This window comes from Glutamicibacter sp. B1, assembly GCF_039602135.1.
Classification (GTDB): domain Bacteria; phylum Actinomycetota; class Actinomycetes; order Actinomycetales; family Micrococcaceae; genus Glutamicibacter; species Glutamicibacter ectropisis.
Window position 1 is genome coordinate 2,919,160 of sequence record NZ_CP125942.1, and the last position, 20,574, is coordinate 2,939,733.

General features: G+C 54.0%; 25 protein-coding genes. 4 read left to right on the forward strand and 21 right to left on the reverse strand.

Features of this window, described 5'->3' with window-relative positions:
* Window position 1: 1 nt before the first annotated feature.
* The 6 genes from QMQ05_RS13690 to QMQ05_RS13715 all read right to left on the reverse strand — a co-directional run bounded on the left by QMQ05_RS13690 (window position 2) and on the right by QMQ05_RS13715 (window position 5,297).
* Window positions 2-886, reverse strand: a complete 885-nt coding sequence (locus QMQ05_RS13690; protein ID WP_334122984.1) for a metal ABC transporter permease — start codon at window positions 884-886, stop codon at window positions 2-4.
* Window positions 883-1,638, reverse strand: a complete 756-nt coding sequence (locus QMQ05_RS13695) for a metal ABC transporter ATP-binding protein (protein ID WP_345470868.1) — start codon at window positions 1,636-1,638, stop codon at window positions 883-885. The genes QMQ05_RS13690 and QMQ05_RS13695 overlap by 4 nt, the downstream gene beginning before the upstream one ends.
* A complete protein-coding gene (locus tag QMQ05_RS13700; protein ID WP_345474759.1) occupies window positions 1,635-2,516 on the reverse strand; it encodes a metal ABC transporter substrate-binding protein in 882 nt (293 codons plus the stop codon). The genes QMQ05_RS13695 and QMQ05_RS13700 overlap by 4 nt, the downstream gene beginning before the upstream one ends.
* A gap of 195 nt (window positions 2,517-2,711) precedes the next feature.
* A complete protein-coding gene (hutG, locus tag QMQ05_RS13705; protein WP_345470870.1) occupies window positions 2,712-3,644 on the reverse strand; it encodes a formimidoylglutamase in 933 nt (310 codons plus the stop codon).
* 114 nt (window positions 3,645-3,758) lie between these two features.
* The gene (locus QMQ05_RS13710) at window positions 3,759-4,412 is read right to left on the reverse strand and encodes a peptidyl-tRNA hydrolase (RefSeq protein ID WP_345470872.1); all 654 of its coding nucleotides are present in this window, start codon (window positions 4,410-4,412) and stop codon (window positions 3,759-3,761) included.
* Between the two features lie 66 nt (window positions 4,413-4,478).
* Window positions 4,479-5,297, reverse strand: coding sequence for a hypothetical protein (locus tag QMQ05_RS13715; protein ID WP_345470874.1), 819 nt, complete (start codon window positions 5,295-5,297; stop codon window positions 4,479-4,481).
* 539 nt (window positions 5,298-5,836) lie between these two features.
* Here QMQ05_RS13715 and QMQ05_RS13720 point away from each other — a divergent pair.
* A complete protein-coding gene (locus tag QMQ05_RS13720; RefSeq protein WP_345470875.1) occupies window positions 5,837-6,613 on the forward strand; it encodes a MerR family transcriptional regulator in 777 nt (258 codons plus the stop codon).
* On the opposite strand, the gene QMQ05_RS13725 is transcribed toward QMQ05_RS13720, so the two are convergent.
* Complete coding sequence (locus QMQ05_RS13725; RefSeq protein WP_060702575.1) at window positions 6,610-6,816, reverse strand: helix-turn-helix domain-containing protein; 207 nt, start codon at window positions 6,814-6,816, stop codon at window positions 6,610-6,612. The two genes, QMQ05_RS13720 and QMQ05_RS13725, sit on opposite strands and share 4 nt — an antisense overlap.
* A gap of 226 nt (window positions 6,817-7,042) precedes the next feature.
* Here QMQ05_RS13725 and QMQ05_RS13730 point away from each other — a divergent pair, with 226 nt between their 5' ends.
* On the forward strand, window positions 7,043-7,531 hold the full coding sequence (locus QMQ05_RS13730) for an Lrp/AsnC family transcriptional regulator (RefSeq protein WP_058256393.1): 489 nt from the start codon (window positions 7,043-7,045) through the stop codon (window positions 7,529-7,531).
* Between the two features lie 14 nt (window positions 7,532-7,545).
* Here the strand turns inward: QMQ05_RS13730 and QMQ05_RS13735 are convergent, their stop codons facing one another.
* From QMQ05_RS13735 to QMQ05_RS13755, 5 genes are all read right to left on the reverse strand, one after another.
* Window positions 7,546-8,730, reverse strand: coding sequence for an MFS transporter (locus QMQ05_RS13735; RefSeq protein WP_345470877.1), 1,185 nt, complete (start codon window positions 8,728-8,730; stop codon window positions 7,546-7,548).
* A 17-nt stretch (window positions 8,731-8,747) separates the two neighbouring features.
* Complete coding sequence (locus tag QMQ05_RS13740) at window positions 8,748-9,152, reverse strand: low molecular weight phosphatase family protein (protein WP_345470879.1); 405 nt, start codon at window positions 9,150-9,152, stop codon at window positions 8,748-8,750.
* A gap of 76 nt (window positions 9,153-9,228) precedes the next feature.
* A complete protein-coding gene (locus QMQ05_RS13745; RefSeq protein ID WP_345470881.1) occupies window positions 9,229-10,752 on the reverse strand; it encodes an APC family permease in 1,524 nt (507 codons plus the stop codon).
* 114 nt (window positions 10,753-10,866) lie between these two features.
* Window positions 10,867-11,739 carry a universal stress protein gene (locus QMQ05_RS13750; protein WP_345470883.1) on the reverse strand — a complete coding sequence of 291 codons (873 nt, stop codon included), beginning with the start codon at window positions 11,737-11,739 and terminating at the stop codon, window positions 10,867-10,869.
* A 3-nt stretch (window positions 11,740-11,742) separates the two neighbouring features.
* Entirely contained in the window at window positions 11,743-13,170 is a 1,428-nt protein-coding gene (locus tag QMQ05_RS13755; protein ID WP_345470885.1) for a flavin monoamine oxidase family protein, read from the reverse strand.
* 106 nt (window positions 13,171-13,276) lie between these two features.
* On the opposite strand from QMQ05_RS13755, the gene QMQ05_RS13760 reads away from it, so the two are divergent.
* Window positions 13,277-13,930: a TetR/AcrR family transcriptional regulator gene (locus QMQ05_RS13760; protein ID WP_058256399.1), complete on the forward strand. Its 654-nt coding sequence runs from the start codon at window positions 13,277-13,279 to the stop codon at window positions 13,928-13,930.
* Window positions 13,927-14,148, forward strand: coding sequence for a LapA family protein (locus QMQ05_RS13765; RefSeq protein ID WP_334121485.1), 222 nt, complete (start codon window positions 13,927-13,929; stop codon window positions 14,146-14,148). Before QMQ05_RS13760 ends, QMQ05_RS13765 begins: the two co-directional genes overlap by 4 nt.
* Here the strand turns inward: QMQ05_RS13765 and QMQ05_RS13770 are convergent.
* The 9 genes from QMQ05_RS13770 to QMQ05_RS13810 all read right to left on the reverse strand — a co-directional run bounded on the left by QMQ05_RS13770 (window position 14,145) and on the right by QMQ05_RS13810 (window position 20,536).
* Window positions 14,145-14,333: a hypothetical protein gene (locus QMQ05_RS13770; RefSeq protein WP_058256401.1), complete on the reverse strand. Its 189-nt coding sequence runs from the start codon at window positions 14,331-14,333 to the stop codon at window positions 14,145-14,147. The genes QMQ05_RS13765 and QMQ05_RS13770 overlap by 4 nt on opposite strands.
* Before the next feature lie 165 nt (window positions 14,334-14,498).
* Window positions 14,499-14,873, reverse strand: a complete 375-nt coding sequence (locus QMQ05_RS13775) for a hypothetical protein (RefSeq protein ID WP_058256402.1) — start codon at window positions 14,871-14,873, stop codon at window positions 14,499-14,501.
* A gap of 259 nt (window positions 14,874-15,132) precedes the next feature.
* Window positions 15,133-15,378 (reverse strand): hypothetical protein, encoded by a 246-nt coding sequence (locus QMQ05_RS13780; RefSeq protein ID WP_334121484.1) that lies wholly within the window; start codon window positions 15,376-15,378, stop codon window positions 15,133-15,135.
* Window positions 15,379-15,577: 199 nt separating this feature from the next.
* The gene (locus QMQ05_RS13785; RefSeq protein ID WP_334121483.1) at window positions 15,578-16,066 is read right to left on the reverse strand and encodes an Lrp/AsnC family transcriptional regulator; all 489 of its coding nucleotides are present in this window, start codon (window positions 16,064-16,066) and stop codon (window positions 15,578-15,580) included.
* A 54-nt stretch (window positions 16,067-16,120) separates the two neighbouring features.
* Window positions 16,121-16,633: a DedA family protein gene (locus QMQ05_RS13790; RefSeq protein ID WP_345470891.1), complete on the reverse strand. Its 513-nt coding sequence runs from the start codon at window positions 16,631-16,633 to the stop codon at window positions 16,121-16,123.
* A gap of 2 nt (window positions 16,634-16,635) precedes the next feature.
* Complete coding sequence (locus QMQ05_RS13795; RefSeq protein WP_345470893.1) at window positions 16,636-17,892, reverse strand: MFS transporter; 1,257 nt, start codon at window positions 17,890-17,892, stop codon at window positions 16,636-16,638.
* Complete coding sequence (locus QMQ05_RS13800) at window positions 17,889-19,031, reverse strand: NAD(P)/FAD-dependent oxidoreductase (protein ID WP_345470895.1); 1,143 nt, start codon at window positions 19,029-19,031, stop codon at window positions 17,889-17,891. The genes QMQ05_RS13795 and QMQ05_RS13800 overlap by 4 nt, the downstream gene beginning before the upstream one ends.
* Window positions 19,032-19,349, reverse strand: coding sequence for a bifunctional 3-phenylpropionate/cinnamic acid dioxygenase ferredoxin subunit (locus tag QMQ05_RS13805; protein ID WP_058256408.1), 318 nt, complete (start codon window positions 19,347-19,349; stop codon window positions 19,032-19,034). It abuts the gene before it with no gap.
* Between the two features lie 389 nt (window positions 19,350-19,738).
* A complete protein-coding gene (locus QMQ05_RS13810) occupies window positions 19,739-20,536 on the reverse strand; it encodes a dioxygenase family protein (protein WP_345470897.1) in 798 nt (265 codons plus the stop codon).
* Between the last annotated feature and the right edge of the window lie 38 nt (window positions 20,537-20,574).

A 20,574-nucleotide genomic window follows, 5' to 3' on the forward strand; every position in this document is an offset into this window, starting at 1 on the left:
CTCAAGCTGCTCGGTGCGCTGAGGCTAGAGATTTCCTCCGATCTCTAGCCGCAACTCTCGTAGCGATTAACCCCTGACGAGGGCTAAAGAGATAGACAACGGTAAAGATCAGCCCCTGAGCAAGAACGACCATGCCACCCGTGGATGCATCAAGGAAGTAACTGACGTAAACCCCGAGAATCCCAGCACACGCAGCCACCACCGGCGCGATGATGAGCATCTTGGAAAATTTGTCGGTCAATAAGAATGCTGTGGCACCTGGGATGATCAGCATCGCCACCACGAGAATAACTCCGACCGCCTGCAACGCTACGACTGAGGTCATGGCGAGCAACCCCAATAGCGCAGCTCCGATCAGTCGCGGGTTCATCCCTAGTGCATGGGCATGGGTCTGGTCAAAGGCGTAGAGCGTGAAGTCTTTGCGTTTGAGGATCAGAATTGAGAAGGTTACCGCCCCAAGAATCAGCACTTGCCACAAGTCTGTTGAGGAGACTCCCAAAAGGTTGCCAAAGATGATGTGGTTCAAGTCGATATGGCTGGGAGTTACCGAGATGAGTACCAGACCAAAGGAAAACAGCGTGGTGAAAACGATACCGATGGCGGCGTCTTCTTTCAGACGGGTGGTATCTCGCACTCCCCCGATCAGCGCCACTGCCAGGAACCCAAAGATGAGTGCGCCGAGCGCAAAAGGCGCCCCCACGATATAGGCCAAGACCACCCCGGGAAGCACTGCGTGCGAGACGGCATCGCCCATCAAAGACCAGCCGATCAGTACCAGCCAGCATGAAAGTAGCGCGCACAACACTGAAGCGATGATGGTTACCGACAGTGCGCGGATCATGAACGTGTAGCTCAGCGGTTCGGCAAGCAATTCGATGAGGTTCATGAGGCGTCTCGTTTCATTGGGTCTAGTCCAAAGGCTAAGGCTAGGTTTTCTGCTCTGAGGACTTCTTCCGGGGGTCCATGCTTGAGTACTTTTCGCATCAACAGAACAGCTTCATCAGCCAAGTCTGGCAATGCTTGGAGGTCATGCGTCGAAATCAGCACACTGGCCCCTTCATCAGCGATTTCGCGCAGGAGTTTAGTGATGGTTGCTTCGCTACGTTTGTCCACCCCGGCAAACGGTTCATCAAGGAGCATGATGCTAGCCCCTTGGGCGATGCATCGAGCGACAAAGGCACGCTTCTTTTGTCCCCCGGAAAGTTGCCCAATCTGCCGGTCAGCATAGTCCGTGAGTTCTACTCGTTCGAGTGCTTCATTCACGGCTGCGTGATCTTTTTTCTTGGCACGACGAGTCCAGCCCATCTGTCCATACCGGCCGGTCATCACGACGTCGCGCACGGCAATGGGGAAGTTCCAATCCACTGCCTCACTTTGTGGCACATAGGCAAGCTTGCCGTTTTTTCGCGCCTGCAATGGATCGGTTCCAGAAATTTTTACGGTTCCGGTATCTGGCTTGATCTGCCCCATGATGGTCTTGAAGAGGGTGGATTTTCCTGATCCGTTCATGCCCACAAGCCCGCAAACCGTGCCGTGTCCCATCTGCAAGGACGCATGATCTAGGGCGAGCACTTGACCGTAATGCACGGTGGCGTCAGTGACGCTGATAGCCAGTTCAGGGTTTCTCTGCGTGTTCATGATGTTTGACCCTTCAATGCGCTGGCGATGATTTGCGTGTCATGCGTGATCAAGTCCAGATAACTTGGCACTGGGCCGCCTGGCTCAGAAAGCGAATCAACGTACAAGGTTCCGCCAAAGTGCGCGTCGGTGGACTCAACGACCCGCTGCATGGCGGCATCGGAAACTGTGGACTCACAGAACACCGCAGGAACGTGGTTATCTCGAAGGTAATCAATGGCCGAGGCAACTTTTCGCGGCGTTGCCTGCGACTCAGCGTTGACCGCCCAAAGGTATTTTTCTTTCAGTCCGGCATCGCGCGCCAGGTAGCTGAAGGCTCCTTCGCAAGTCACTAGCACGCGTTGTTGTTCTGGAATTTCTTCCAGCGCCGTCATCAGGTCGTCTTGAACTTTCTGGAGTTCTGTTTGGTAGGCCTTGGCATTCGCTTGATAGTCCGAAGCATTATCAGGGTCAAGTTCGCTGAACGCATTGGCGATAGTGCCAACGTAGCGTTGCACATTGACCGGGCTCATCCAAGCGTGAGGGTTAGGCTTCCCCGCTCCTTCACCTTGAACGATACCGATGGGTTCAATACCGTCACTCACGGTGATATGTGGCGCTGAATTCTCCTGAACGAACTGGGAAAACCACGCTTCGAGATTCAACCCATTATCTAGGATCAAATCTGCGTGTGATGCTCTGCGTAGATCATCTGGGGTTGGCTCATAGCCATGAATTTCTGCGCCAAGCTTGGTGATCGACTCTACCCGCAGATGACCACCCGCGACGTTTTGGGCAATGTCTTGAAGCACCGTGAACGTCGTCAGCACGACAGGTCGTGAATCCGCTAACCCGGCGCGCTCAGCATCGGTTTCATCACCCGAAGCACATCCACTCATGCCGACAATGAGCGGCAGGAACAGAAGTGCTAGCCAGTGAACTGGTCGTCGTCGACCCGTCGCCTTTTCCACTTATCCCCTCGAATCCTATGGTTTACTTCGGTTGCCCGCTTCATTGCATGGCACCATGAGCGAATTACTTCGCTCACTCATAGGATAATGTTTGAGGGGTCAAACAATCAATCTGTGTCGCTCCTACCCCACTGCGATTTCGTAAATAAGTCGAGCCGCACTGCGTGCCGTACGTGAGTCAATGTCATAGCGCGGGTTCAGTTCAACGACATCAGCAACGACAACCTTTCCGCTAGCGACCACTTGGCGACATACCGAGAGGATCCGCTCAAAAGGGACACCAAAACCTGCTGGAGCACTAACACCAGGCGCCACGCTAGCCGGCAATACATCCAAATCAATCGTTAGGTAGAGAACATCAATACGCTCAAGGAAGGCATCGACAAACTCTATTATTTGGGCAGGCTCGCAATCCTCGTCGAGAAGATAAGGAACACCAAGCTCCTCAGCCTTGTTAAAAAGTGCCACGGTGTTTCCCGGTCGCGAGATGCCCAGCACCGCATAGTGGAAATCCCGGCCCTGCTGAACCGTCTGATTATACAAATCTAAAAATGGCGTGCCGCTGGTTCGCTGACTTTCATCACGCAAATCAAAGTGCGCGTCGAGGTTCAATATTCCGATTCTCGTTGACCGGTCATCTGCCAAATGTTGCAACAACCCCAGGCCCGTGCCGTAGGCGGTTTCATGTCCGCCACCAAGCACAATGGGAAATGCACCAGAGTTCAGCGTTTGTGTTACCGCACCAGCCAGTCGTTCCTGACCAGATTCCAGCTCGTCACCTTCAACAACAACGTCTCCTAAATCCACGAGCTCACGCTGATTATGGATGGCCATGGGACTCAGCGCCGCACGCAAAGCTGCCGGCGCATCCGAAGCGCCAACTCGTCCCTGGTTCCGTTTAACGCCCGCGTCGGAACAAAAACCTAGCAGCGCCACCGAATCCTGAATATCCCCAGATTGTTGGGCAGTAACGAGCTGATGCCAGCGCAAGTGCTGGGCCCCAGAACCGTCCACCCTGCCCGAATACCGTGGTGCTTCACGATCGGTTTGAATCATTGCTGTCTTATCGTTTTCGTTCATAAGTCCAGCACAGCAGAACACCGTTCTTTGTTCTAGCAAAATTATTCAGGTGCTGTCCGGAATTCCGGACAGCACCTGAATAATGACAAACTAGCTTTCCTGGATGTAGACAAAAGCTGTCGTAGATCCTGGTTCAATTTCTGTACGCCCCGCGTCTTGGATCACCGGGCCGCTGGCCTTGTGCGACAGCGCGTCAAACTCTTGGCGTGAAAGGTGACGGATTCCCACTGGCGCCTGAACCTTGAGCCATTCTTCGATGCCTTGCCCATCAGAATCCGTGAGCCAAGCGAAAAGAGCATGTGCGCATTGCGCCGCAGCTTTTCCGGTGGACATCTCCAATGAATCATTTACAGCAATGCTCACCTTAGCGTTTAAGATTTCATCGCTCTTGGGAAGCTCAGTTCCAGATACCTGTAATTTGGCGATGAGCTTGGGAAGGTTGGCTGCCGGAAGCGGTGGCAGACCGACCGCCTGAGCTTTACCCACTTCACTGACCATTTGCTCCGGGAACATTTCTAAGACTTTGGCGAACATCTTCGGATTTGCACGGCGCACCGACTTGGCAAAGGCTTGGGATGCCCAGCGCTGCCAATCCGGGTTGTGCGGATCTTGCAGATAGGCGATGACTGCTGCCCGAGAAACCGCCGAGAGCCCTTCATCTTCAGTCGATGGATCCTCTTTATCGATACGTAAAATGATGGGCTGGACCAGTTCTTCGGGATCGCGTTCGCGCAGTTCATCCATGAGTACATTCTAGGTTGAAGCGTTCGGCGTACACCCCAGGCGCTGCAAGCATCCCAGCCTCAAAGGCTATCTGTGTCGCACTTTGCGAACAATCACGATGATGAAGCTGGTGAGCATAGCGGTAGCAAGAGAGACAATCAGCGGGGTTTGCCAATCAACTTCTCCAAGCGACGAAGCAAATTCTCTGCCGAATTCACTCAATGCTTGACCGCTCGTCTTTTCTGACTGAATCGCTCTGGCAGAACTCTCAATTACGGCCGGCATCACCCATTGAATCGCCAAGGCAAATACCCAAAAGATCAGGTTTACCGCGCGAAGAAATCCGACAAATCCAAGGATCAGGCCCAGGACCACAGGCCCTGCGTACCAAAGATAAATATAGTAAGACTGGGCCCCGGCGATCAGCGATGCGACAATTTGTAGCCAATAGCTAACGCTGACAGTGAGCGTTGCATAAAACAAGGTTGCGACAGGCAGTGGCAACTTTGAACTAAGAAAATACCATGCCTGGCCAATGACCAACAGGCCGCCAAATACCCACAACTGCCTCGTCGTCGTCGGCGAGAGATTCCCGCTGAAAGCATCTGGGTCAGTGGCCAAAATTCCCTGTGCGCCCAGAGCCAACATTCCAAGGAATAAGCCGACCGCACTCACTACAGCGAAGCCAGTTCTTCCCCGCCCGATTCGGCGAACTAGCCAGCTGCCCAGCAATGAAGTTAGGGCGAAGACAACGATCAATCCAAGAGCGTCGTTACTGGCAAGAGGCAAGATCAAATGATCTTCTTCACCGATCCACAACCATGGCATCACAACGATGGCCGCGATCAAGACGCCACCAGCAATTTGCATCCACCAGTTTTGCCAGACGCGTCGCATTGAACCCATTTCGCCCTTTCTAGTTCTTACGCGTTCATTGTTCCAGAGCGAGCCGAACCTGACGCGAACGGCATGGGGTATGTCAACAAAATTGGCACCGACAGTAGATCAAAGGGCATTGTCGCTGGCGTTCGCACAATTGGGAGAAGGTGATCGAGTAGCGTGTCGAGAAAAGCAATGGCTCGTGAGCATTTAACCTCATCGGGTTGCTCACGAGCCACTAAGTTATGCTTTCACCGGTCTCTGGCGTGGGTGGCCAAAGCTTGTTCAACGAGGCAGATGCAGGTGGTCGGCGATCGCTATAGGTGGTAGCTGGTCCAGCGGTAGCCTTTCCAACTTCATCTAAATTCATTGAACAACACACAATTCATCTTGCGCAACAGACTCCTTTACTAGTAGTCAATATGATCAATGAGCGACAGAATCTTTTCTTTCAACTCATCATTTTGCCACGAGAGCTGAATCACACTTTGATTCACAGGAGTTCTAGTTGGGCTCTTGACTTTGACGCAACGTCAACCTGTAGCTTGAGAACTATGAACCACTCAATGCAGCATCCAGAACAGACGGAATACTCGATTTCCTACGTTTCTCGGGTTGCTGGAATTAGCAGTCGCACCTTGCGACATTATGATCACATCGGCTTATTGGTGCCGGATCACGTTGCCCAAAATGGGTACCGCTTTTACACGCAAAATCAATTGATCCGATTACAGCGAATACTGCTTCTGAGAGACATGGGTCTGAAGCTGGAACACATCGCCGAAATCCTAGAAGCGCAACGCGATGAACGTGAGGCTCTGGCCAATCATATTCAGCAACTACAAGTGCAGCGTCGCACCATTGACCGGCAGATTCGGGCGCTGGAACACACGATTTCAGCATTAGAGAATGGAGAGAACATGAAACCCGAGACGAGTTTTGACGGATTTAACGATCAGTACAAGGAAGAAGTCGTTGAGCGTTGGGGGTCTGAAGCCTACAACTCTTCGAACCAGTGGTGGCGAAGCAAGAACGCAGAAGAGCAATCCGACTTCTTTGCGCAGGTAAAGGAATTGAACCAAGCATGGGTAGACGCCGGGGCCAACAAGATTGATCCTGAAAGTGAGATAGCGCTAAATCTGGCGGGACGACATGTTCGCTGGTTGCGCTCAGTACCCGGGACTCCTTTGGATTCCCCTGATCCGGAACAACGTCGCACCTACGTTATTTCTTTGGCAGAGATGTACGTCGCCGATGACCGGTTCGCCAAAAATTATGGCGGTCACGCGCAGTTCGTGTGTGATGCTTTGAAAGCGTATGTCATCAAGGCAACAGAGATCTAGGATTGCGAGTCGTTGGCGATCTCTTCGCGTGTTTGGGCATAGCGTTGCTGGATGTAGTTTTCCAGTTCAACGCGCTCAACACGCCACATCCCACGTCCACCGATTTGGATGGCCGGCAGTTCTCCGCTTTTAACCAGGGCGCGAACTTGCGGAAGCTTTACATTTAGCTCCTCAGCCACATCTTCCAACCGCAAAAACCTCATATGAACAGGGTACTGTGATTGGCTGTCGAATGAGCGTCAGCGCACGGTTATGTGCATAAAAGGACGATTAAGCGCTACAACATCCATTCGGACTATCGATTCAGCTCGTCCTGCAACAATATCGGTCAGTCCGTGCAACACATTTGGGGTCAACTGGTCATATTGACTAAAATGTGTAGAAGGTACTTACGCTCGCGCACCACAACCTGTCACAGGAGACAAGCACATGAATTCGGATACGTATCAGCTCGATGAAACGGACCGACGTATCCTTTTGGCCCTCGACGCTGACCCACGTGTGCCCATTATGATGCTCGCGCAGCAGCTCGGCCTTGCTCGTGGCACAGTGCAAACTCGTTTGGAGCGATTGGCTCATTCAGGGGCTCTGCGCCCAAACACGGCTCGTATTTTGCCAGCTTCCATGGGTCGCGGCGTCAGCGCATTCGTCAGTGCCGAGCTGAATCAGGCTGCACTGAACGAAGCTATTGCTGCACTGCGCCAGATTCCAGAAGTCCTCGAATGCGTAGCGCCAGCAGGAGACACCGATCTTTTGATTCGAGTCTCCGCCACTGACCCCGATGACCTGTACCGTGTCAGTGAAGAAATTCGACTCTGCCCTGGCATTACTCGCACGTCCACGTCGATGATTTTGCGTGACGTGATTCCATACCGAACCACTGAACTCCTGAAAAAGCTGAGCAAAGACAAGCACTAATTTCTTAGTGGTAATTAGCTGCTAACTTCTTCGAGCTTGACCTCGGACAGGTGTCTGCGGGCGCGGTAGACCATAGCCATCGATGCTAGGCAGAGTACTGCCAAAATCCCTATGAACAGTGCTGGGTGGGCGATCAATCGCCACAAAGCAAAGAGCGTAGGGAACGTGAAACCGATGAAGCAGACCATATAAAAACGCCCGGTCAATTTGCCCACGTCTGCTGAGCCTGCCAGATCGAGGACCTGACTCAGCCCGGCGACCAGCAGGATTCCATTGGCGGAACCGGCAACAATAAATGCCAATACTCCCAGTATCTCGGAACCGGTCAACGAGACGGCCACCATCAGTAGCAATGCCACAAGTGCGGTGCTCAACCCGGCCATTAACAACGAGACTTTTCGGACATCATTGAACCGTCGCACAAAGGGTTGGATGATGGTTCCCATGCCCATGGTCACCGCGACGGCCACCGTGGAGTAGAACAAGTTTGATCCGCCAGCACCATCGCTGAGGGCCGGAACAACCGCAAAACCTGTAGCTGCCATGCCAAAGACCCATGGCGCAGAAGGCAAAACCACCCAATAGAACCGGCGCCGATTTTCCAACGTGGTCTCGCCACCAAGTATCTTGCCACCTGGCACGTGAATCTTTGGTTCTTCACTGGCCACAGCCAGAAAGACCAGCCAAGCGATCGCAGTGACTGCATGTACTGCGTACGCTATTTCCGGATGTGCGCTGATGCCAACGATGATGCCCGAAACGATCGGACCCACCGCAAATCCAAGAGAAGTGCACAGGGCGGCTCGCGTGGCGCCAGCTGGCCCGGGGCTGAGCAACTTCACCCAGCTGGTAATGGCCACCATGGCCAAGCCCATACCAAAGCCAGTGAAAATACGACCTGCATAAAGCCCGGCGACATTCAGCGTTCCGGCCGCCATCACCAACGAACCAAGAATTGAGCTCGCCAGGGCAATCAGCGAAAAAGGTTTGCGTCCGAATCGATCAGCTAACGGGCCACCAAATGCCAGCGCGGGGATCATGCCGGCCAGATAACTACCCATGACCAGCATGGCTTCAAATTCGCTGAGGCCGCGAAATTGCTGGTACCAGTTAATAAGGGAGACGTATTGGTTGGCGCACCATCCGGTGAGCACCAGACAGACGCCCGGCAACCACCACGGTGTGGTGCCGGTCTTCAAGAGTCCTCGTGAAATTGTTACTGCTCCATCTCGTGGAACAGACCACGTACTCGTTCTGCGATTTCATCTCTGATGATGTTCATGCGTTCAGCTCCGGTGATCCCGTCTTCGCTCGGCTCATAGGTAACCCATCGCTCGGCTTTGACGGATGGATCCAATTGCGGATGAGCATCGGTGCCAAGAATGATGACCCGGTCGACTTGTTCAACCACCTTCGGGTCGATGCCCTTGGGCGTGCCTTGGGACATATCCGCACCGCTTTGTGCCAAAGAAGCTACCGATTCTTGGTTAATCCCCGAACCGGGATTGGTGCCTGCCGAATAGCTGGTGATTTTTCCACCAGAGACGTAGTCCATCAATGCGGCAGCCATCTGCGATTTGCCAGCATTGCGTGAGCAAATAAAAAGTACCGAGTTAGCCATGAACCTATTGAACCACCTGTGACGTACTCACAGGTGGTTCGCTACCGATGATTCATCGGAAGATTACAGGGGTTATTTACTTGAGTAATTTATGGGTCTTGATGGTCTCGGCTCTGAAGAACGCAGGTTGGGTGATCCGCATACAAATCATGAGCACAACGCCCAGTAAGAGCACACCAACACCCAGGATGAAGACCATACCTACTCCCCCAATATTTGACCCTGACCCATAATCCGGGTTCATGGATTCGAAGGCCGTGGCGAAGAACATCACGAGCAAGACCACGCCGCCAATTAGTGGGGCCAAGAACTTAAAAATGATGTTTCGTGGGCTGGCAAAGAGTTCACCGCGGAAATACCACACACAGGCTAGGGCAGTCAGGCCGTAGTAGAAACAAATCATCAGGCCAAGCGCGGTGATCGTATCCCACAGGGCATTTTCTGAGACTAGTCGGGTGATGACGTAAAAACCTGCGGCCGCAGCTGCCGCTCCGAAGGTTGCGACCGATGGGGACATAAAACGTGGTGAGATCTTTGCGAAGCTCTTAGGCAGTGCCTTGTAGTACCCCATCGCCAGCAGTGTTCGTGCCGGTGAAACCATGGTGGACTGCAGGGAAGCTGCCGACGAGGAGAGGATTGCCAAGGACATCAGCAAGGCCAGTGGCCCCATGACCGGGCCGGAGAGCACGGCAAAGATGGATTCTTGATTCGCTGGATTACCTGCACCCAAACCGGTAGTTCCGACACCTGCCCAGTAGAGCACTCCTAATGACACTGCGACATACAGTGCCATGATCAGCAGTACGGTCCACGTTGCTCCACGGCCTGGCACCTTTTTGGGGTCGGTAGTTTCCTCATTCATGGTCAGGGTAACGTCCCATCCCCAGAAGACAAAGATCGACAAAGAAATGCCTGCAGCAAAGGCAGAGAAACTTTCAACGCCAGCAGGGTTGAACATCTCTAAGGTGATGGGAGTTTTATCGAAGGGCTGGTCCGAGGTGAAAGCCATGATCGCGAAGAGCAACAGTACGCCGATCTGAAATCCAACCAACCCATATTGGAAGGCCTTGGTGGCGTTGAGGCCACGGTAGGAAATGTAAGATGCAGCGGCAATGAAGACCAAGGTGGTGGGGATATTGACCCACAAGTTATTGGTCAGATCCGCGATCTCCGGGTGGCTGGTTAGCTGGGCCAGCAGGATGTAAAAGAAGTCCACGGCGACCGCAGCGAGGTTGGAAAGCACGATCACCGTAGCGGCGATCAATCCCCAACCTCCCATCCAACCGATCATCGGGCCAAAGGCACGGGTAGCCCAGGTGAAGGACGTCCCCGAATCGGGCATCGCGTTATTCAGCTCGCGGTAGCCTAAGGCCACCAGCAGCATGGGCAGGAATCCGGCCAGCAGGATGGCTGGCAAGCTGGTACCAACTTCGGCCACCGTTGCGCCGAGTCCCGCGGTGAGCGTATAGGCCGGAGCAATACTAGAAATTCCGATGACTACGAGGCCGAGCACCCCGACGGTGCCCTTGGAAAGGCCTTTATCGTGCAATCCGCTTTCGGCGGCAGCAGGTTGGATATCCTGCTTCTGATCTTGCGACATGCTGGTTTACCTTTTGCTTTAGTGAGGCGAGAGTGCGTCGGTCAGAAGTACCGCGCCACCTTTCGATCAGTGCTTTGAAGATTGTTGCCCGTTATGAGTGCGTACTCGTAGCGGCTAACTATTTGATCCGGGGTTGGGGATGACTCCCATAGGGACGGACAGATTGCCTAGGATGCGCTGGGCTTTAGGCCCAATGAAGAGTTTGCGGTCGGTGGCCAACCTTGCCGAGCCGAGCAATGCTAGGTCGCCGGGTTGCCAGGACAGCTGTGCGGTGGCTTCATCCAAATTGCGTCCGACGACCACTTCGATGCTGACATCCAGGTTCATGGATCCGGTGAGTTCAGCGAGGTAGGCGCGAGTGCTCTGAACATGCGCCTCAAGATCGCGTTCTGGATCTTGAACATCAAAAGGCAAAACTAGAGTGGCAATGCGTAGTGGCAGGGCTCTGTCTGTAGCGATTCGGGCTGCCTGTTCGATGACGTCTTTGGCTCCGGGGCAGTCTCCCACAAAGGCGGTGAGCCTGGTGAGTTTCCCGTGAGCATTCCTCAAGGTTTTTAGGGCCGGCGGCGAGGACATGAATACTGCCACCGGCGAGGAATGCAGTAGTGCGTTGGCAATAGCGCCAGGCAGGAAGAATCCGGCCCGGTGTCGTTTGCGACCGCCTAGAACGATGCCGTCGGCTTGGTGTTCTTGGGCCAGCTCGATGAGCCCTTCGGCCACCGATGACACTGATCGGGCGACAACACTCGCGCTGATTCCTGCGGGCACCATCGCTAGGGCTTGTTCGGCCCACTGGTCTACCTGGGCGGAGAGGATACTGGAGTATCCGTGGTCTCCACCCGGGTAGACAGCATTGAAGGGTGCGGTCGCGGGCAACACGATGGCGATTTCTAAGGCCGCTTCGGGTGTACCGGAAACTAACGCGCTAGCCAGTTCGATAGCCTCGGCACCACGGTCATCGGCCGTATAGCCTACGAGCAATTTCATGATCTAGGCGCTGACCTTCTGATCGATCTCGGTCAGGGTCTGCACACCGTCGTAGCTTTCGTCATAGCTGGTGCCATCCAGTGTGGCGATGATGCGTGCTGCGGTGCGTCGCCCCATGCGTACAGCGCCATCCACGTGCTGGAAACCTTCGCCGGCCAGATCAGAGGAGGAGAAGTAGATCGGTCCGACATTGTCGTTTTGTGCCGGTCCGAAGCGGTACAGGCCGCCAAGGTCGTAGCTGGTGGCGTAGGCGCCACGGGTCCACTCTTCGGCTGCGAAGTCTGAGAGGTAGAAGACCTTCGGATCCAGGGCTTTTTCTCCCAAGTAGGCGGCGAGTCCCTTGAGCACCGCAGCGCGACGAGCCTCTTCATCTAATTCCCACATGGCATCGGCCTTGGCATCGGAGATGAAGCCCACCAGCGTGCCGGTGCTTTCGCCGGTGTAGGTGTTGTCGTAGATTTCCTGTACCAGTGCGTCGGGTCCGAAACAGGTTCCGGACAGTCCTTGTTCACGCCAGAATGGGGTGTCATAAACAGCGTGCACCTTGATGACCAGGCCCATGGACTGGTGCTGGTGGGTGACGTGCTGCTTGCGTGGCAAGGCAGGAACGTAAGTGATGCGGGAGTACAGGTTTGGTGGAATCGCCAGGATGACTTTCTTAGCCGAAACGGTCACCGACTGGCCGTGAGCCACCACGCCACCGTCAAACCATTCCAACTTGAGTACTGGGTTGTTCAGGAAGACGATCCCTTCGCCCAGGCGTTCTGCAACGGTCTTGGAAACGCCCTGCATGGTGCCAACGATTCGGCGGTCAAGAATGAAGTCTTCGTCAACGAGGTTGCCGAAGGATCCTGCAGAGGAAGCCATCAGTACAGCTTGGAGCGCCGAGAAAGTATGAGCTGGTTTGGTCAGCATTCCGCCAGCGATAAACAGCCCTACGTTGTTGCAAGCTAGCTCATCGTTAGAGTGCTGACGCAAAAAGTGATGGAAAGAAATCTTATCGAGCTCTTCGGCCTGTGGGTGTTCCCATGGCTTGTCGGGGTTCATCTGTGCTGCCAGTTCATTCATGAGGCTGATCAGCTTGTTCATTTCGGCGACGGTACTTTCAGCAACAGGGAAGTCTTCGCCTTCATAAACAATGGCTTCGCCCTGCTCGTTGAGGTAAACGCTCTTACCAGCCTTGTAGCGTTCGAAGGTTTCGATGCCGAGTTCGTTGATCAGAGAGTAGAGGCCTGTCTGGTCCGGGCTGATCCACTGTCCACCGATTTCGATGGTGGCCCCGTCCATGGTTTCGGTCCAGGTACGTCCGCCGACGCGGTCACGCGCTTCGAGTACGGCTACGGTTTTGCCTGCTTTGCTCAGCTCGTAGGCCGCGGTCAGACCGGATGGTCCGGCGCCGATGACTACTACGTCGCGTTCCAGATGTTCCATGAACTACTCCCTCAAACAATAAAATGAATTCGGTTCATTTACTTGTCATATAGCATAGGGGAAGAACATCGACTTGTGAAGCAACCCACGTCAGGAAGTTAAACGCATGGCCGAATCGGGCACCAGGCGCGCTGGTAGACCACGTAAAGCGGTACTCACACGAGAACGCATCACCGCAAACGCACTAGAACTGGTTTCCGACGACGGGTATGAGTCTTTCACCATGCAACGTCTCGCCAAGTCACTAGGGGTTTCCCCGTCCGCCTTGTATAACCATGTGGATTCGAAGCATGATCTCATGCAGTGGATTCAGGAATTGGTGATGACCGACATTGACGTCACGATTTTTGATACAACGCCACTCAAAGACGCACTGATGCAATGGGCGACTGACTACCGCAACATCTTCGCGCGACACATCCCGTTAATCCCTATCATCGCGGTGCTTCCCGTGTCCGATTCCCCTCGCACCTTAGGCATGTACGAACGAGTAGCGCAGGCCCTGGAAGACTACGGTCTGGCAGAAAACGAGATCATACCGACGATCGTCGCATTGGAATCATTTATTTTCGGCTCCGCAATGGACACCGCTGCACCGCACGATATTTTTGATACAACCAATCATCAAGATCTGACTCCACACTTCACCCAAGCAGTGGCGGCGCAACGCAATACTCAGATCAATACCAGCGACGATTCCTTCCAGCGTGGACTGTCGGCAATGATTACCGGACTCTTAGCCACGGGGAGGGCATCATGAATGATGATGAGCGCAAGCCAGCTCGTTTTGCCCTAAATTCCAAACAATGGACGGCCATCATTCTGGTGATTGTCGCTCTGGTTTTCATCCTGCAAAACCTTACCTATGTGCGCGTGGAGTTCTTCTTCATCCACACCGCAGCGCCGCTGTGGTTAGTTTTATTGGTGACGCTGGCAGCAGGTTACGCCATTGGTTGGTTCTCTAAACGACGAGGTTAATCATCGAGAATGGCCCATTCTCCGACTTCTTCATTCTGTGAGTCGAAGACATCTTCTTGGGCACCGGGCTCCAACGGATACATGGCTACGCGTTGGGACCAGTCACTCAAGATCCGTTGGAGCTCCTCCATCGGCTTGAGCTGCATATTCTCGGTATCAAAATTGACTTCCAAAACAAAACGCATGACCTGCTCCTTGTTCTTCCGGTTGCCGCCATCCTATGCCGAGCAGAGATGAAAAACGAGTACTTATGATCATGCGCCGTGGTGCAGATTTGCTGATTGAGGATAGAAAAATAGCGAGCACCCAAATTGCTTTGGATTCTCGCTACTAGATTGAGTCGTAGAAGACTACTGGACGCCGCCACCCATGTAGGCCAGTGACTGAATAGCTTCATTTCCGCCAACTTTGTAGAGCGCCAAAAGTAGCCCGCCGAAGACGGTGCCCATCACGGCGCTAAAGCCCAAGGAAATCTTGACCAGCGAGCGCACTTCTCCGCGGCTCACTTCAGCCTCATCGTTCAGGTACTTTGCTGCACCCTTACTGATGCTCGCAGCAGGGGTCAAGGCAGGCGCGGCAACAGTCGACACGTTGGACGCGGAATCGGTCTGACCGTCACGAAGGAAAGCAATGGTTGCACGGTTCTTACGATCCTGGCGAAGCTTAACGATATTCGCTCCATGGCGGACCAAGAGAATATCTTCACCTAGTGGGATCGTTGCCATTACTGTTGCTCCTCGCTAATTTCCATCACGTCTTTCCAGCCATATCAATCATTTCTGAAACGGTTTATCTTCGGAACCCTTTTGTCGACAACCGCACATAGGCTTGTGACGCAATCCGCATGATTCCGGGGCCAAATGGAGCATTTGGGTGACAGGGAGCATAGGCCAGATAGAAGATAGCACCAGGATGTTGCACTTTCAGCAATGAAATACCCCGAGGAATCATTTCCCCGGGGTCATTCCAAAAACTTTAATCTGTTTATGCCGTCTTCAAATCGTTGTTTTTGTTCTTTTGCTGGCGCTTGGCCTCGCGGATCTGAATACTCAGATCATGGTTAGACAGGTCTTCAGGTGAAGCAACACCGTACTTGTGCGCCTTGGTCACCAAGGCTTGGCGAATTTCAGCCTGGTGTTCGTTCTTGTAACGGATCACCATCATGACGCTCACGATTGATAAAACAATCAGAGTCACCACTGCAGTAAGAATCGTAGTTTCCAGAGTCATCGTCTTCTCTACCTCCCCATTTTTCATTCACTGCTGCATTTGGCTCGATCGTTTGGTCGAAGAATCTTCTTCGACGGCCGAAGAACCGCAGTATCGTTCAGAGAAGAACATCAAGTTTAGCATATTTCTTCGAAGAGCGCCCAGAGGCGTCGCTGGCAGCTACTAGAAAATTCTGGCCAGCAAGGGGTTACGTATGGAGCTAGAACTCTCCGGAGCCCTGCCCATGTTCAAAGACAAGTGAAGTTTGTGTGGTTGCTACTGCAGGATTCGCCGAAAGATTATCAAGGACAAACTGCCTGACATCTGCCGAGTTGCGCACGGCCACATGCAAGACAAAATCATCAGCACCGCCGAGGAAAAACAGTTGACGCACTCCAGGCTTCGTTTTCATCTCATTAGCAAAATTGGCCATAAGGTGACGTGCACCTGGACGAATTTTCACGAAGATCAACGCTTCAAGCTCGCGCCCTAAAACCTGCGGGTCCACTTCAATGGTGAACCTGGATATTACTCCGGAATCACGTAGAGCATTCAGCCGTGCAAGACATGTCGAAGCCGCAATTCCGAGTTCTTCAGCTAGGGAATTGTTGGTCCTCCGAGAGTTCTTGCTGAGCAGTGCCAGAAGTTTGCGGTCAATCTCATCGAGTTGCACGGTGCGGTTCTCGCGCTTCGATAGATTCAACGACATAACGTCGCACCTGCTCTCTAGATTCAAGGGTCGGTGACATCATCATACGACCGCTTAGTTGTTGATTTGGGAAGATTCCGGATTCGGATTCTCGGTCGTGGACCGCTTGCGGGATCGCATTCGAAGCACGACGAAAACCACAAGACCAATCAGGATCAGGCCACCGACAAGCCATGGCCAATCCAGAGCCAGCCACGCATAAAAGACCGCCATTCCTACCGTTGTGTAGATCGCAGACCACAGTAACGCACCGAAGGCCACTGCCGGCAAGTAGCGTCGTAACGGCATCCGGCTCACCCCAGCGGAGGCGTTAACCGCGCTCTGAATCCCAAGGGTGAGGAAACTGAGCGGTACGGCGAACACTCCCCACCGCCCAATAAATCTTTGAGCCTTGCGGTACACCGGGCCATGTAGATGCTTTTGGAAGCGAGTATGCTCCACCCCCTTGGCGATCCCTCGACCTACCCAATAGGTTGCGTTGCCCCTGATAAAAGCGCCGAAAAAGAAGAAGATAAACGTCACACCAAATGGCGCGTCGTTGATCAGCCAGGAAATTGTTTCAGCCATGGTTACGGAACACTCTTGATTTTGCGCACGAGCAACGCACCCAGCAGGCTCACCACAACCGAGCTCAGGAACAGTGTCGGATACCCGCCCAGCCACGTCACCGTCAGCCAGGCAACCAGCGGGGCAACCACCTGTGGCAGTGAATTAGCAATATTGATCATGCCCAGATCCTTACCGCGCGAATCCGCGGTAGGAAGTACTTGGGTGAGCAAAGCAAAGTCGACCGCGAGATAGGCGCCGAATCCGATCCCCAACAGAACGGCGGCGATAATAGCCATGGTGAAGGTGGAGGATACCGCCAATACGCCTGCGGCTGCAGCGACGATCACTGATGAAATGATGACGTACTTTTTACGTTGTCCATCGCGGTCCGAGAGCTTGCCGGAAATCACCGAGGAGAAGATCACGCAGAAGGCATAGATGGCTGTCAGTACTAATACGCCCTGTGCAGGGTTGGGATGGCCGATGGCGTCTTGCAGGAAGAACAGCAAATACACCAGGCAGAGTTGGCTTCCTAAGTACAACAGGAATCGCGTCAACCAGGCCCAGCCGAAATCTTTGTGCTTCAGTGGGTTGATCCAGAAGCTACGCAAAAACTGTGCGGTGCTCAGCGGTTCTAGGGCTCCCTTAGGCAAGGGAGTATCTTGGCGCATCAGCACAAAAGGCACAGCGCAAATAGCAACAGCCAGAGCCACCAGCGCGTAGCCGAAGACCAGGTTGCCCGCAGCGACCATGCCAATGACTGCACCGATCAGTGAACCACAGGTCTGACCCAAGGCAACCAGACCGCCAACCACGCCACGCTGTTCTACTGGCACCCGGTCAGGGATGGCGGCAAAGATGGCTGCCACCGCAGCATTTCCGGCCGCTTGCATCAGCGTCCAGCCGAGGACCAATACCCCGACCGTGTGAGCTGTGGACATCAGCAACAGCGCCAACGCACCACAAATTGTTCCGCAGAAAACCCACGGGATTCGGCGTCCAAATCTTGAGGTGCTGCGATCACTGAGCGCACCAAAAAGTGGGTTAGCTACCAGCGAGACTGCTGCGCCAACACCGGTGACCAACGATAGGATCGCACCTTTTTGACTCGCATCAAGTTGCTCCGCATGTAGGCCGAGCAATACCTGGATGGGCGCAAAAAACCCGACGTTAATACCGATTTGTACGGTAACGACGGCCGCGATCCACCCGCGACTGACGCGTTGGGTGGGCACCTGCAAAGCCAGTGGGATTTTCGCTGGTTCAGCTGTGCTCATCGTGCATCCCGCCCTAGTACGCGAGGACCCACGCTTGGGTCTTCGAGTTGTTCAATGCTCGGCGTGATGCCTCGTGCGATCAGACGTTTCACGGCCTTGGCCATCAGGCCTCCATCAACCATGCTGGCGGCCACCAGCGTGCCGTGCTCATCCAAACCAAAAACTGTTTGCAGTTTGCCTCGACGATTTTCTCGGGTGATGGTCGTGGCCACCTTGCTAAACTCGCCGACCGTTTCCACATGCATCTCGTGACGATCAGTCCAGAACCAAGGCACCGAACGCTGTACCGGGGCAGCATCCATAATGGTGGCGGCAGCCTGAGCGGCGTCTTCCATGGCTGCTTCCCAGTGCACTGCTCGAGGTTCGCCCTGTACTCGGGCTGCATCGCCAATAGCCAGAACCTGCCGGTGGCTGATTGAACGCTGCTGAGCATCAACGACGATGCCATCCTCGACGCTTAGACCTAGGTTGCTTGCCAGCGTGGTTTCTGGTTCGACTCCGATAGCGCTGACGATCAGGGCAGCTTCAAGGCGTTCACCGTCAACGACTACGTGGTCAGCCCCGATGCTATTTACGGTGCCCGTGATGGTCTTGATGCCTCGTTGAGCATGATCTGCATGCAGTTGTTCGGCGAGCTGTTGGCCCAGAACGGGTGCCAGCGGAGCATTCGAATTCGAAATCAGAGTGACCTGCGCACCGAACATGCTGGCTGTCGAAGCGAATTCGGCACCGATCAGTCCTGCGCCGATCACGATCACCTGCACCCCGAACATTGCGGAGTCCAGCACTTGGGCTAGAGCGGTGGCATCAGCCGCGGTGTGCAGGGTATGGGCGTACTGCGCTCCGGGAACCTGCAGAAGCGTTGGGGTGGTTCCGGTGGCGAGGACTATCCAGTCATCTTCAGTCGTGGGGAGAGCTAGCTCCTGTACATCTTCTTGAAAGAGGCTGATGCCGTGTTCGACGTACCAAGCGATCGGAGCGAAGGGCTCTACCTGTAGCGATTTACTTAACGGTGGCCGGTCGTAGGGCAGTCCCTGTGAATCGCTGATGCTGATGGTGCCGGTGTAGTTCTTTTGCACCAGTTCTCGGGCCAGCGTGTAGCCGGCGACACCGCCGCCGATGATATGTACGGAGGGCATCTAGATGTCGAGCTCCAAAAAACCGTCAACAACGTTCACTGTGTAGGTGCGGGCATCTACGGTGGCTGGCATGCACTGTGCCCGGCCCGTTTTCAGGTCGAAGGTTGAGGAGTGAATGGGGCACTCTACCGAGCAGTCTTCAATCCACCCATCAGACAGGGAAGCAACTTCATGGGTGCATTCATCTTGCAGAGCGTAAAAGTTACCGTCTTCGGCGTGGAAGATCGCAATGTCTTCGGTTGCCCCGCTGTCCTTTGAATCTACTAATAGTGATTCGCCTTCTGGGACTAGATCTACGGGACCGACTCGGTAGCTCACGATGACTCCTTAGTGCTCATTACTTATGAACCTATCTTGTCACCTATTTATCTTTAGCACCTAGCTGGCAGATCACGATCGTGATGCTTTTCGCGCTAATTCCCCGTTTGTCGGGGCTATGCCGGAGGAACCCATGCGCTAAGCAGAGGTTCCAGCTTCAGACGGCTTTTCCAGTAACAGCATTTTCTTGAACACTGCAAAGACGGTCTTCACGAATTATCTGGCTGAGCTTCTTCAGTGGCTACCACCAACAGCGAAGGACCGATGCCGTGGCTTCAGCAATACTCAGGGTTGTCCTTGAATTACCGTGAGGTCAGTTGCCCAAAATCTGGGCTACCTTCTTATTGGATCAGCAACCCTGCATCCATGTCACCCATCAACATTGAGGACTAGCTCAACGTCCACGAGCGCTTTGAAAGCCCAAACCAGAAACCGTCAATAGCCGTTTGAGCATCAATTCCTCCTGATGCGTAGGCCGCGCCCAACGCAACATACAACGGCGCCCAATGCTCCGAGCGTGGGTGCGCTTCACGAGCCGCCGGGGCTTTGTGCAAGAAATCAAGGATGGAATCCACGTCTCCGCGAGCCATCGCTTCTTCGGCCCAATGATCAAACTCGCTGGAGGCAGATGGCGGCGCAGCATCGGAACCAGCCGACGGGTTAAACCAACGTAAATTGTGGGTGGTGAACCCGGAGCCAACAATCAACGTCCCGCGATCACGCAACGGGGCGAGGCTCTTTCCAAGCTCAAAGAGGCCGGTTGGATCCAGTGTCGGCATGGACATCTGAACTACGGGCACATCCGCTTCCGGGAACATCTCCTTGAGCGGTACATAGGCTCCATGGTCCAACCCGCGTGATTCGTCGCGGGCTACGTGGTGGCCGTGAGCAGCGGTGAGTCGTTGAACCTCGTTGGCCAGGTCCGGGGCCAGTGGTGCGTCATAACGAACGTCGTAGTATTTTTGGTCAAAGCCCCAGAAATCATAAACGAGTTCGTTCTTGACCTGGGTTGCGCTGAGCGTCACCGGAGCATTTTCCCAGTGCGCTGAGATCATCAAAATGTCCTTGGGCTTTTCGAAAGAATCTGACCAGCTTGCCAGTTCCTGTGTCCACTGCTGGTCATCTGCCAAGGGTGGTGCACCGTGGCTTAGGAATAGGACCGGAGGGGTATCTGCCTGCTGTGTCATGCTTCCAAAATAACAGCATTTACTTGAAGCGTCAATAA